The organism is Symmachiella dynata, from assembly GCF_007747995.1.
Lineage (GTDB): Bacteria > Planctomycetota > Planctomycetia > Planctomycetales > Planctomycetaceae > Symmachiella > Symmachiella dynata.
Window position 1 is genome coordinate 6708607 of record NZ_CP036276.1, and the last position, 14106, is coordinate 6722712.

6 protein-coding genes are annotated in these 14106 nt (G+C 53.6%); 4 read left to right on the forward strand and 2 right to left on the reverse strand.

Annotated elements, in window-relative coordinates:
* Positions 1-719: 719 nt before the first annotated feature.
* Entirely contained in the window at positions 720-4439 is a 3720-nt protein-coding gene (locus tag Mal52_RS25530; protein WP_145379429.1) for a hypothetical protein, read from the reverse strand.
* Between the two features lie 444 nt (positions 4440-4883).
* Between Mal52_RS25530 and Mal52_RS25535 the strand changes: the two genes are divergently transcribed.
* On the forward strand, positions 4884-6308 hold the full coding sequence (locus Mal52_RS25535; RefSeq protein WP_145379431.1) for a winged helix-turn-helix domain-containing protein: 1425 nt from the start codon (positions 4884-4886) through the stop codon (positions 6306-6308).
* 571 nt (positions 6309-6879) lie between these two features.
* Here Mal52_RS25535 and Mal52_RS25540 read toward each other — a convergent pair.
* Complete coding sequence (locus Mal52_RS25540; RefSeq protein WP_145379433.1) at positions 6880-7524, reverse strand: TetR/AcrR family transcriptional regulator; 645 nt, start codon at positions 7522-7524, stop codon at positions 6880-6882.
* A gap of 67 nt (positions 7525-7591) precedes the next feature.
* Here Mal52_RS25540 and Mal52_RS25545 point away from each other — a divergent pair, with 67 nt between their 5' ends.
* The 3 genes from Mal52_RS25545 (at position 7592) to Mal52_RS25555 (ending at position 13818) form a co-directional block, all read left to right on the forward strand.
* Positions 7592-9403, forward strand: a complete 1812-nt coding sequence (locus tag Mal52_RS25545; protein WP_145379435.1) for an HlyD family secretion protein — start codon at positions 7592-7594, stop codon at positions 9401-9403.
* A complete protein-coding gene (locus tag Mal52_RS25550) occupies positions 9400-12759 on the forward strand; it encodes an efflux RND transporter permease subunit (RefSeq protein WP_145379437.1) in 3360 nt (1119 codons plus the stop codon). Before Mal52_RS25545 ends, Mal52_RS25550 begins: the two co-directional genes overlap by 4 nt.
* 111 nt (positions 12760-12870) lie before the next feature.
* On the forward strand, positions 12871-13818 hold the full coding sequence (locus tag Mal52_RS25555; RefSeq protein ID WP_145379439.1) for an SDR family oxidoreductase: 948 nt from the start codon (positions 12871-12873) through the stop codon (positions 13816-13818).
* Positions 13819-14106: the final 288 nt, after the last annotated feature.

Sequence of the window (14106 nt, forward strand, 5' to 3'; positions counted from 1 at the left end):
GAACGCCGCGCAAAACGGCCAGCATAGCGTGAAACGGGGCGTGCCGAAAGGAAAAAATTGCCGCGCAATTAGCGACCTGATACTTCGGAGCAGACGACAGTTGCGAAGATTCAAAGGACTCCCGACACATCGAGAGTGTACAAATCTTCTGCTTCACGCATCTGAACGACGCCCTCGAATTGCCTTCAACGCACTTCGCGCTGCTTTCCTGACTTGTCGATTACGATTTCCGTTGTCGACATTGGCAAGAAATGGTTCCGCTTTTTGCCGATTCGCCGATGTCCGAAAGTAACCTGATGGCTTTTACTACACGAAAGTCGCTGGCATCCTCCAACCTATCGATTAATGGCGATTCACCAATTGCCAGGCGATCCGTTCCAAGGCTGAAACTCTTGCGTGCTCCACCGGCCGCTGTTATCGCATCTGGGTGCATACTGCCGGTGCCGTCAACCTAGGCGTGCTCGTAGGAGACGAGGCCGCCATTTGCAATTTCAAAATTGGCTCGGTTCGCGTGTGCGCGGTCTCGTGCCAATCGCCGTTCATCTTTCGGCATATGATGCCTCTCAATTCATAAACGTCGAACTGACTTTGCGCATGAGTCCCGCTGGGCGCTCGTTATCGGTCCAGAAACGTCTCACAAGATGGAACCAGTCACCTTTAGCATACGTGTACCCCCAATCCCGAACAAACAAATTTCCCAAGAAAACGGTTACCGCATGCTAGAAAAAGCGTTCAGCTTCGTCTTGGTCCTCACGTTCGGCCATTGCAAGGCGATCCTGAAATTCTGATTTCGCCCATTTTCGGATCATCGGATTCGAATGGTCGAGAAACCTCTTGGCGTCTTCAGCCTCTTGGCGAAACCTCTCGGAAGCGCTGCCGAACCACGATTCGTGAGAATGAACTCCTGCTGCAAATGCCGCCAGAACCGATTCGTCTGGAAAATCGCTCAGAATGACATCTAGGATCTTCGGTACGATGGGAGTTCCTTGATCATCGATGTATGGCGCCGGAAGATGACGCGCGATTGCTTTTGCGCCGCGTAAGCCCTCTTGCTCGACCCACGCCAAGACAACATTAGCCGGAATGCTCGCTACAATGTCCCTTAGAACGCCAACCTGCAGACGCCACCCACGTTCCTCATTCAACAAAGCTCGGCCGAGGCTAATCATGACCACTTCCGCATGTTCACCTTCCGCAATTCCCCCAAGAACTGTTTTGGCCTGACGTCGTAACGAATGGTTATCAGACAACAGTGCCTCGCAACATGTATTCGCCGTTCGCGATGGATCAAACGGAGAAAGTGCGCGAGCCAGGTCTGCCCACTCATGTGATGGATGCGCTCCTACGACCGCTTCGATAGAGTTTTCCAAAAGTGTCCAAGCACTTCCACGAGTGGATTCGTTTTCAAGGCATTGATCCCAATTGCGAATCTTTTCGAATGACAATCGCGTCGCAATAAAGCGGATACCTGCTCTGGCCGTCTCGTCATCATCGGCGCGCGGTGATTCAACGAATAACTTCAACAAACGGTTAATTTCTTCGGGCGTCAATTCTCTCCCGCCGACACCCATCGCAAAATAATTCAAATAGGCGGGTTTCAATGCGCCCCTTCCCGCGAGCGCCTCGACACGGTGTATTGCGTCGAAATCGTCCCCGCCAAACGACAGAAGATCGGCAGCAGTTTCAGGACACGTTGCCTCGATTCCATGTACCAGACTTACGCAATCATCGTTCGGCTTGCGCTCTTCTGCCCGTATACCGCGTATGTATCCTCGCGCCAAAGGCGCAGCGCATGTCCTGGCGGCATTCTCAAGGATGATTCGAGCACAAAGGTCGTTCGCATCAATTTGCCCGATTCGAAAGCCGAGTATCTCTGCCGATCTCGCCTCGGATGAGCCCAGCCACTCAAGATGTCCCTCAAGCTTAGAAGGTTCTTTAATGATTTTGTCCGCCAAATCCGCCATTTCGTCGGTTGAATTCTTATCATCTTTGAAACGTTCGTCCCAGATTTCGCGCGCACATACGCTTCGCAACACGCCATCAAAGTCTCGCGGACGAAACGGTTCGATCCACTCTTCAACCGACGACCGATATTGTCTCGCTTCTGGATTGTCGTTGTCAAATCGATGCAGAAAACCGTCAACGCTCTCGACAAACACGCGACGTTCATCGTCGGAGAAGTCATTCGCGGTCAAGTTCTTCCGGGTCTCTTCCAAAAATCCGTTTGCGAGCCACGTCGTTGTGCTCCTCACTAGGACGGATAATACCGGGTCCCGCTTTGGTGGTTTAGCTTGGCGAAACGTTTCAATGCAAACTCGAATCGCGGCACGAAAACAGCTACGTTCTTCGTCGACGTTAGCTGGGAACCAGTCGCTTGGACGCATGCGACCGGACACAAATGAACGTCCGATTGCGCGAGCAGACTCCAGGGTGAAAATCTCCGCTAGCCCCTGACAGGCGAGCGCAAATTCGTTGGTATCATTGCCCGACAGTCGCCTAGCCAGCACACCCAATCTATAATTGAATGGTCTCTGAGTGCCTGAAAGAGTTATTCGGAACAGGCTTCGCCAGATCGCGGTTGCGTTGTTGCCAATCTCGGGTTCGGTCTCAAATGCAGCCAGCCGAAACAAGCAACTTTCGCAGTCGTCGAAATATTCGTCGAAAGATACTAGATTTTCAAACAGCCAAACAAGAGTTCGCCGCGGCCCCCATTCCGACCCGTATGTGTGCCCCTTGATACGATCAATGGCCTCTGGTGCGCCGTTGATTAGGAATTCGCGCAGGAACGGCAAGAACTCTCCTGGGGATGCTTCCGTTATCGCAGCCGCAAATTCCGCGACGCGCGAATTGGATAGGTCGTCAACCGTCAAATCAAGGAACCACTTTCGAAAAAAAGATGCGGATTCTCTGCGTACCTCCTCCGAACCGAGTACGGCGGTTCGCTCAATCAGATCATCTCGCAAGGTTTCCGGAAGCGATCCCCAAAAGCCTTCAATATCGTCGCGGACCCACTTTTTCCAACCCGCTGTGAAAAGTACGCGAGCCACGATTTCAGGCGTTACATAAAAATATCTCCCTGCTTCCGCCACGAACCCCGGCGCGTCTTTTAACGATCGCATGGTATCGCGAAACCATTGCGGCTTGCAGTCCCCTATGACACAAAGTGCTTGCAACTCACTTTGGAACTCATCTCGAAACCCAACTCGACTGAATAGTGCGAGCAATGATACGATTCCAAAAACGTCACCAGGAATTCGGTCGCAAATGTATTCTTCGACAGTTTCCTCTGCCAAAGTGATGTCCCCGGCAGAGATCCTTGCATCGTTTGCGCACATGTCTGCTGCCAACCTTACGAAGCCCCGCGATAACTCAGCATACCGGTGCCTCCGATCAATAGGCACGGACGGAAAATTCGTCGCAAGGATTTCTTCAGTATTCGTAAGATCTTCACCTGACAGCCAGATCGCCGGTGTTTGCGTTCTGTATCCTGGAACAATATTGCTCACGCATATCAAGCGAATTCGGGAAGTATGCCCGATTAACATCGCATCAAGTGCCGCTCTAGCCTCCGCTGAGCATTCGTCCGCCACGATAATTGCTGTGTTTTCAGAATCTAGCGTCAACTTTGCGGCTATGGTCTTGGCGACCGCTTCATTTGCCGTGTAGCCAATAATTCCTTCAGCGAACGGAAATTCCTTTAACGTCTCAAAAACGAGACGAGTCTTGCCCACACCTGCAACTCCACCTATCGGCAAACACGGTTTTCCGCCGACGCATGAGTTCGAGAACTGCACATGCTGACGTATCCGCTCTCGAAACTCGTTCCATCTTTTGTTTGGTACGTATTTCGCGGTCAAAGCAATGCAATTTGCCTGCCACGCTGACCAACACAAGATCTCATCGTCGCCAATAGATGTCAATGAAATGGCGACGGCAGGGAAATGGGATGCCCACTTGCAGAGATCGGCTCCATGAACGACTCGCGGCGGCGGAGCACTAGAGTTGATCGCCGCAACTTCGCGCTTCAGTGTTTCCTCCCAAGCAGTGGCTTTTCTTGGTGTAACGTCACCCAAAAGGCAAAACCGAAATGCGTACCCTTCGCCAATCAGCTTTTGGACGTGATCCTTTCGAACCTCGCTTTGAAGATCGTTGAGCTTCGTTTTATACGTCCGATTGTTGATGGCAGACGCGTCGACTGCTTTAAATTGCCAACAGGTCTTCGTGGCGAACCATCCAAAGACGTCGTTCGGAATTGATTCGTCGACCTCCGTATCAACACCTCCATCGGGAACGTTAACCCGCTGCTGCGATTTAATCGCAGAATACGGTACACCAAATTTCGCTGCCGTAGCGTAAATCAGCATATCTACAAAATGAACGAAGCGCTCACCGCCGGCCCCTCGTAGCAGATTGAGATCGTTTTGAGTAATTTGCCACATGAATACATTCGATTCAGACGTTTAGATGGAAGCGCGAATCGGGACATCGAAAGGTGCAACGAAACAACAGCATCGCCATTCTGGTCAAGCTACGATAAAGAATTATTGGCGCCAAGAAGAATGGTTGTTTTTATCGACTTCCGTCCCAATACGTCGCGGTCGCCCCGCGATAATCGCACCGGCCATTTTGCCCCTGTCGTGCGATTACCACCTGAACCAGCCGCGTCCGCACCGTGTTGTGATGCAAAGGTGTCCAATGCCTGGCGGCGACCAATCTAGGGTGGGTCAATTGTAAGAATCGCCAATCGACTTTTTCATTCCCCGCCGCGTCTTCCCATTTTTACCTCGATCCACGCATCAAATTCTTGTGGACGCGAGCACTCCGAGTCACCATGATGGAGATCGTTCATCCGCAGGACGTAAATTGTCGGTCGTTGAGGAAAAATGATGCCGTCACACGAGAACATCACTGATGCACTACCGAACTCTCCGGAAGAGAAATCGCTTCTTGAAGCCGCCATCCAAAAACTTCTTTTGTCGGCCCCCGAAGTGTGGACCGTGCTCGACTACGATCAATTGACCGCCGTCGAGCAGCGTACTCTGTTCCTCTTGACCTCGGCAGGAATGGTCGAGCGTCGCGTTGGTTTTTGGTGCCAACATGTGAATAACGCAGACGGCGTCGAAGCGAAATGCACCATGACCGGTGAAGGCGGATTCGCGGAGGCGCTCCAGCCATTATTAGCGCGTCTCCAGGAAGTATGGCGAGATGCGTGGGACGAGTGGATCGCGGGAGGCCAATCTATGAGTTTTCCCCTCAATGTTGAGAAACTCACGCCCGAGTATTGGCGGTTGACAGATCAGGGCGTCTTGGCGGTTCAAGACCTGAGGAGTAACAAACCTGATGTTGTCGTCGATTTCGTGCTTAAGCAAGAATTCTTCCGTGACCGACCAGCAGTCGGTGGGTACGGCAAACTCCTGGCATTGACGGGCGCTAGCGGACGCGACTTGCCGACCGAGACCGTGGATATTGGGAATTGGGATCAAGGCGCTGAAAAATTTGCTGAGGTAATGACCAAAGCGATTTCTGATTCGCTGGCAGACGCTCCCGGAACGCATCAACCCCATACAAATCAGGCGACAGCGAGCAGTACCGGTGCTGTCCCGCTGGATACGGGTGATGAGGAATTAGAATCTGGGGTTAAGACCTTTGAACGCGGTGACTTGATCATTCTTCCAGACCACATTGAATTGTGCGGAGTCAGATTTTGTGCTGGTTCGCGATCTGAGTCGAAACGAAAACTGCTGAACGTCCTAGCGAATAAGGACAAATCCGGGAGAACTCGAGCGTACAGCGGAAAGCGACTCGCAGAGGCCTTGCAGTTGAAGGACGCCACCAAAATAGCAGGCCTTGTGCGTGATCTTCGAGCGCAAATCAAATCTACACTTCAAAAACATGGGCAAATCGACTGCGACCCGAAAGATATTATCCAAAGTGGTGGATGGGGATATCGCCTGTCTGAAAAACTAAGTGTCCAGGAAGTGGATAAGGGAGGCAAGGCACCGTTACAGGATCACGAAACAGGACAATCCCGTCATGGTGATCCTGTTCGTGATACTGTAAATGGTCCTGTTAGTGATTCTGTATTACCGTCCGGTGATACTGTAGCGACACGTCAAATCCGGATACTCCAGGTACTAAAAAGCGGCCAGGAATTGCGGGCGCCGGCCATCGCTGATGAACTGGGCTCCCCGCTGTCAACGGTCAAACGCGACTTGAAATCGTTGAAAGGCGAGGGCAAGATCGAATTTGTCGGACCGCCCAAAACCGGTCATTATCGCCTGTGTTCACGGGTGGATTCCGGTAACTGATCAAGCCGAAATCTTAAGAATTCTTATAAAGTCAACGACTTCAGCATGCGGCGCCAGTACAGCCTCGACGCAGGCGGCGATCAACGGTTCAAACGAACGCCAGTCACCCCGACTTGAATTCAAAACAGCTCGCCGCATTCATTTGCGGCGAGCTGTTTTCGCTGAACTGCAATGGTTGACGCGATTTCTTATCAGCGACCGTGGCGGTTCAAACAGATGCCCATGTGTGCCCGCGTTCACCTTTTGTAACTTCTTGATCTGAAGACACTTAGCGAGTTCAAACCCCGTCGCCCCGTTCAAGTGGCTCGATCGATGACAACAAACCGGGATCATGCCTTGGTTTCTGGCGTTGATGTCCGACGGCGTATTTGACTCAGCGGCTCCTGTAGCAAACGAAGCAAGCCAGAGGAGCAGTTGCGAAACCGCCTCTCTGTCGGCCTGAACGCGGGTCAAGCCGAAGTCCGGTACTCGCCCCCTTCACCTGAACGTTTAATCTTGGGCGTCTTTAAACAACCGTTGGTACAAGCCCTTTTTTGATCGACCCGTTGGAATTTGGCAAACTACGGCGGATTCAGTTTACTGCATATCGGCTGAGAAACATTTCAACGGTGTGCGAAACGATTTGATTCCGTTTGCGGCGTGAGGGCGGGGGCTCGCCGTGGACGATGGTTGGCCAGAAAGCAAACGTACGCAGCAAGCCGACGAATTGCATCGCCGCGAACTCCGCGTCTGCTTCGAGAAGACAGCCGGACACCTGTGCCTTTTTCATCCACGTTGTCACCCGCCGGATGAAAAATCGCGGGTCGACCTGCTGCCCTGCATCCGGCTCGCCCAGCACGCGTGACAAGCCGGCTCGGGAAAATGCCTGGACTTCCTCGGACGTGAAAAAGTCAATTTCGGATTGCGCAAGCTCCGTCAACTGCTCGTCAAGATCACGCGAATCGTCGAACTCGCACTTCGGAAGTTGTTCGACGCGAACCTTCAACTCCTCAAGAATCGCGTCGAAAAGAGCTTCCTTGCTATCGAAATGGTTGTACAGCGTTCGCTTGCTGACCGAAGCGGCGTCAGCGATGGCGTTCATGCTGGCGCCGAAATAGCCGTACTGCTGAAACGCCTCCACTGCCGCCTGCACGATCGACGCTCGTTTTCGATCCGTCAGTCGCTCCCGCGGTTTGGCTCCAGAAATTACACCTTGCGGTTTACTTTTATTTTGCATACTGTAAAGTATACCGATCGGTTTACTTATTGCAAATAGTGATGTGGCCTCTTTCGCTTGGCAAGTTATGCGTTTTCAAAAGTACGACTTCATCGTCTTGACACTTTTCTGCTTATGCGGTCTCGTCATCAGCGGGTGCAGGCAGAAGCAGGAGGATTTCGTCTCGCCGGAAAAACCTCCCAAGCCAGTCGCGATCACTGTGTTGCGGCAAACCTCCCCGACAAATACCCAATTCATCACAGGTTCGGTTGTACCATGGAAATCCGAGCAGATTGGATTTGAGGTCGCCGGACGCGTCGCCGAAGTCATTGAACCAAAAGAATTTGTGACGCCACAAATCAGTGGTCAGACCAATAAACAGGCATCAGGTGCGACTCCACTGGCCCGTCTCGATGATGAAGAATTGAAGATTGCCGTCGAGTCGGCTCAGGCCAGTGTCGAAGTCGCAAAACTGAATCGCGATGCCAATCTGGTGACGATTGAGCAGCAGTTGCCCGCTCAGATCGAATCTGCAAGGGCCGAGGCCGATCTCGCGGACGTCGAGCTATCCCGCGCGTTGAAGCTTTCAAAACAGAATACTATTTCACTCTCGGAACTCGACGCCGCTCGAACAAATGCATCAACGACGAAATCTCGCCTTGCCAGTTCCAATGCCGAATTGGCACAAGCGAAGGCACGCCAGCTTACCCTCGAAGCTCAGATTCTGCAGGCCCGGCAGCAACTCTCTGAATCCCAACGCAGCCTCCGAAACGCCGTGCTGTTCAGCCCGTTCCCCGGTCAGGTTTCCCAGATTCATGCCGTCCCCGGGACGTATGTCAAAGAAGGCGATCCGGTGGTAACCGTGCAGATGATGGATCCGATGACCATCGAATTTGAAGTGACTGCGCGCGACTCTCGCCGCTACCGTCGTGGTGACATGTTGCCGGTTCAAGTCACCGATGGCAGCGGAACTTCTCGCCAGCTTAGCGGCATGGTCTACCGGGTCGACACAGTGGCTGACCCGGCGGCGCGAACGTTCACGGTCACGATGCACGTGCGAAACGAGATAGACGAATCCGCGTACATGTCGCCAGACACTGACGAGCCGATCGCATGGACGAATCAGATCACCCCATTAAATATTGGCCCGATGATTACGGGCGACCGGCGACAACTTGTCGTACGTGAAGCGGTTCATACGATCGGCGGCGAGACGTTTGTCTGGAAAGTTACCAATCGCCGCTGGGGAACGCCATCGCCGTCGGGCGATCGGTTGCTTTCAGTGACCAAAGTCCCTGTGCGAATCACCAGCGACGTGATCCCCTATCTCGGACGGTGGAAATTTGTCGCAATCGAGTTCACCGATCCGAACGTAAAGATGGATGTCGATCACGATTTGATTACCGGCAAACTTTACTTCAAGCCAACCCAGCCTGAGTACTCTGTCGTGGACGAGGTAACGAGTCCCAAGAATGGAACCAGCTCAAAGAAGTCATTACCTCGCCCACGACAAACGGCACTATTGGAAACCTGGGCCGGCTCTCAGGTCATGCTTGATGAGCAACGCTGGCTGTTGCGATCGGGCGACGTCGCGCGGATTTCACTGACTCCCGACGAACCGACCGCTGGGTATTTCGTCCCGATGAAGGCCGTCCGCGAAGAACAAGGGAAGACCTTCGTCCACGTCATTGATGAAACTGCGGGCCAGGCGATCGCGCGACGCGTCTTTGTCGAAATCGCCGAAGGAGAATCGGTCCTCGGCGAAACGGTCTTGCTGCGGATCACGTCGACTTCCTTGCAGGAGTTGCGTGAGGGGATGCAGGTCATTGTCGAAGGCACGCACTACTTGAACGACGGAGACCGCGTTGTGGTTTCGCAACTTGTGGGAGGCCAGCCATGAGAGGTCTCCCCGAGTTCGCAGTACATCGACCGACGATCACAATCACTCTGGTGTTGTTGCTAGTCGTCTGGGGCAGCGTCAGTTTCTTCACCATGCCGCGTCGCGAAGACCCTGAGTTCACGCTCAAGATCGCCCTCGTGACCACTCGGTGGCAAGGTGCGTCTGCGGAGCAAATCGAAAAACTAGTCACTGATCCGTTGGAAGATGCAATCGACGGGTTGGAGGAAGTTCGGTTGATTCGCTCGACGTCCAGCAGCGAACAGTCGGTCATCTTCGTCGAACTCGAAGACAACGTACCGGGCGCTAGAGTGGACGACGCCTGGGATCGCGTGCGTGCCCGGATTCGCAATGTGCCGATGCCCGACGAAAGCATTTCGCCGTTTCTGTTCGATGAATTTGCTGACACCAGCGTCCTGCTGTATGCCGTCCACCAACAGCCGCTTGAGGGGGACTCGGTCGTTGACCCGATGTACGCTTACTCACCGCGACAACTCGATCTATATTCAGAGCGAATTCGTGATTCGCTTAGGCTGCTGCCGGGCGTTTCGCAAGTCGGTCGCTTCGGAGTCCAGGAAGAAGCAATTTACATCGAGACCGATGAAGGAAACTGGTCGACGCTGGAACTGACGACGGCGCAAATCGAAACACTTGCAAAGTCGCGAAACATCGTCGCTTCAGGCGGACGGATCGATGGCGAAGATGGACGCTTTTTTGTGAAGCCCAGTGGTGATGTCGGCGCGGTGGAGGCGTTTGATTCATTGGTCGTTGGGGTCGTGGCGACTGGAAATGAGTCGAGCGATGCCGGTGTCAATCAGGTTCAGCTCAAGAACACGGGGCTAAACGTTCGCCGTGGTTACATCGACCCGCCGCAGCGCATTTGCCGCTACGGAACTCCGGAGTTTGAGACGCCCGCAATCATTCTTGCGGTATCCATGAAATCAGGCGCAAACATCATCGACATTTGCGACCTGTCCAAAGAAAGCGTCGCCCAGTTGCAAAACACTGCAGTGTTACCGCCCGATCTGGCGGTATCCATTATTTCCGACCAGTCAGACAGCGTGAAGCAGCGTATTCGCGAAGTTGGCGTGAACATCGTCCAAGCCATTCTGGTCGTTGTTGTTCTGGTGTATTTGGTCGTCGGCTTCCGCACCGCTGCCGTTATGGCCGCCAACATTCCGTTCGTTGTTATTTCGTCGCTGGCTATCATCACGCTGTTTGATGTGCAACTTGAACAGATGTCGTTGGCGTCGATGATTATCTCGCTCGGATTGTTGGTCGACAATGCGGTTCAGGTCTGCGACCAGAGTCGCACGAACCAGATCGCCGGCATGAGCCCGCGCGATGCATCGGTTGCAGGTGCAAAAATGCTGGGCCCATCGATGTTAAGCGGAACCGCGACGACGGTTGCCGCTTTCATCCCGATGCTGATTGCGATGGACGGTGCCAATCGAGAATTCATTTACAGCTTGCCAATCACCCTGTCCGTGATGCTGGCGGTCAGTTGGGTTTTGGCGATGACTTTCTGTGTCATTCTTGCCGCTTGGTTCATTCGACCTCCCAAAGATCCGACTCGTCCAACCGCACCGTTGCCTTGGTTGATGAGCAAACTTGGAACCGTGTGGGGCAGGCTTCGCCAAAAGCGAAACAAGCAAACGAATGGAGAAGCGTTGTCCCCAACTGTTCCCGAGCATGAGCACTCCGATGGGACAGCGGAGCTACAAGGTGGCTTCTATCGACTTTACGCCAACGCAGTCGGATGGGCACTGCGTCATCGGTTTGTCACGATTTTAGCGTCCATCGGCATGTTGCTGCTGACGACCCAACTTCCGGTTTCGAGCGAATTCTTTCCACTGACGCAGCGAGACCAATTTGCCGTTGAAATCTATTTGCCCGAGTCAGCTTCGATTGAGCAAACCAACAGGGTTGCGCGCCAAGTTGAAGAAATGATCCGCGCACTGAGCCCGCATGTCGATGCGGAAGGAACCCCACACCAGCGATTGCTCAACATGCGAACCATCGTCGGCGGAGGCGGGTCGCGCTGGTACCTTGCATGGGAACCGGAGACCTTGAAGCCAAACTACGCCGAAATCCTGATCCACACGACCAAGGGAGAGTTTACCCACGACTTTGCCGAACAACTGCGCGTCGTTGCGCGGCAAGGAGACGAATCGTTGGGGTTGTCGCCGATCGCCGGTGCTCGAGTTGTCCCTGTTGAACTGGCGCTTGGCCCCCCCGCTGATCCGGTCGTTCTGCGGGTCATGGGTAACGGGCTCGCGAATGCGGACGAACTCAGGCGTATTGCGAATCGCGTCAAGTCGATTGTGGACGCCGAGCCTGACACCTGGGACGTCAACGATTCGTGGGGCGTCTCCAGCCAGCAGTTGTTCGTCGATGTGGATTCGGATCGGGCTAGCCTGTCGGGGATTCGCAATGCGGAAGTTGCCTCGACGCTTGATGCTTACTATTCCGGAAAACTGCTGACGATGTATCGAGAGAATGACCGGCAGATCCCGGTCTACTTCCGGTTGAATCCCGAAAGCCGTCGGTCGCTTGGTGCAGTCAAGAACTCTCACATCGAAAGCCGCGTTGGCAAGGTTTCGCTGGCATCCATTGCGCGGGTGCAACCGCAATGGCGTTTAGAGGCCATTGATCGACGCAATGGGAATCGCACGATCGAAGTCAGATCACGCATCAACTACGGCGCGTCAGGCAATGACATCACGAATCGCGTCTTCAACTCCGAGCCCATGCGACAGCTGAAAGCCGAATTGCCTCCCGGATTTCGCATTGAGATCGGCGGCGCTCTAGAGGAGTCGATGAAAGCTCAGTGGAAAATGTTTCGTTCATTTGGCATGTCATTCATCGCGATCATTTTGTTGTTGGTTTTTCAGTTCAACAGTCTCGCCCGCACTTCAATCATCATGGTGACGCTGCCGCTTGCTCTCGTGGGGGCACTGTTCGGACTGTGGGTGACAGGCAATGCGTTCGGATTCATGCCGCAACTGGGTGTGCTGGCGCTATTCGGAATCGTTTTGAATTCGGCCATTTTGTTTGTCGAATTCGCTGACATTGTCATGAAGGAAAGAACAACCGGGACCGATCAACCTTTGACGCGCAAAGAGTACCACGCTGCAATCGTCGACGCCGCACGACAGCGGCTGATGCCAATCTTTCTGACGACTGCGACGACCGTGGGCGGACTCATTCCTCTTGCACTTGCCGGCGGGCCGTTGTGGCAAGGTCTGGCTTGGTTGCTCATCTTTGGCTTGACGTTCGCCACGGTACTGACGCTGTTCGTGATCCCCGTCCTCTATTCCTTCCTGTCACCCACGTCTCGTCTTCGCGCTGCGGAATGAAGGCAAGTCCGTATCGGTGCCTTCCAGTCGCCAGAATTTGTCGGGCCTGGAAGCCACCCTGCTTAGTAATTTGTCTGAAGTCCTAAACTCGCGAAATAAGGAGCTTGAAAAATGAACACCAAGAGAAACTTTGGCCCAACAGGATGGACGCCGGAGCGACTTGGTTCCCTCGAGGGCAAAACGTATGTTATCACCGGTGCCAATTCGGGCGCCGGATTCGAAGCCAGCAGAGTGTTCCTGTCCAAGGGCGCCGGCGTGGTGATGTTGAACCGCAGCGCCGACAAATCAGCCGCCGCAATCGCAACCCTAAAACAAGAATTCGGAACCGATGCTAACGTGACGTTCGTGCGTATGGATCTGGCAGTGCTGGACTCGGTTCGACAAGATGCGGCGGAGGTTCTGGAAATCGTTCCCTGCATCGACGCTCTTATCTGCAACGCAGCCATCGCGCAGGTGGCCAAACAGGAAATCACCGTCGACGGCTTTGAAAGCCAGCTTGGTGTGAACCACTTCGGTCATTTCCTGCTTTGTGGACTTCTGTTTGAGCGGATCGAAGAGTCGGTGGGGCGGATCGTGGTTGTCGGTAGCAATGCATACAAGATGGGGCTGAAGAGAATTCAGTTTGAAGACCTCAACTTCGACAGGAATTACACTGCCTGGAGTGCGTATGCTCAGAGCAAACTGGCCCAAATGATGTTCGCCTACGAATTGCAGCGTCGCGTCGATGCTGCCGGAAAGAACGTTACTGTTCAGGTCTGCCATCCCGGCGCGTCAAGAACCAATTTGCTAAAGGACACGGCGAGCACGTTCAACAAAATCGTCTGGTCCATACTCTCTCGCATTATCGCACAATCGGCCGAGAAAGGGTCCTGGCCTGAAGTGATGTGCGCAACAGAAGGGAACGTGGAGCCTGAAAAGCTCTATGGACCGACCAAAAGAGCAGAGATGGTCGGCCCCATCGATGAGTGCCCGTTGCATGAGTGCGTGCTGGATCGCGAGGCCGCAGCCAAACTCTGGAACGTGTCCGAGCAGAAGACTTCACACAGCTGGTCGCCCTAGTTGCACTTTGTGCTCTTGCCATCGTCCAACTTGTTGGCAATTCAGTTTTCGATATCATTTTGAATACGAACTGAACATGAAGGCAGAATTCCCTGTAAGCCCTTTTGCCATAAAAGGATTCGCGTTTTCAACCGGAGCTTGCAAACTCGCTAAATCGTACGCGGCTTGATAGCATGATGGCCACGATTCATTGCTCCTCGCCGGTAAATTTTGATTCCGGTGAACTTTGATTTCGGTGGCCGCAAAAGCAGCTGGTCCCCCAGGTTAGGTGGTCCGACAATTTTCCGA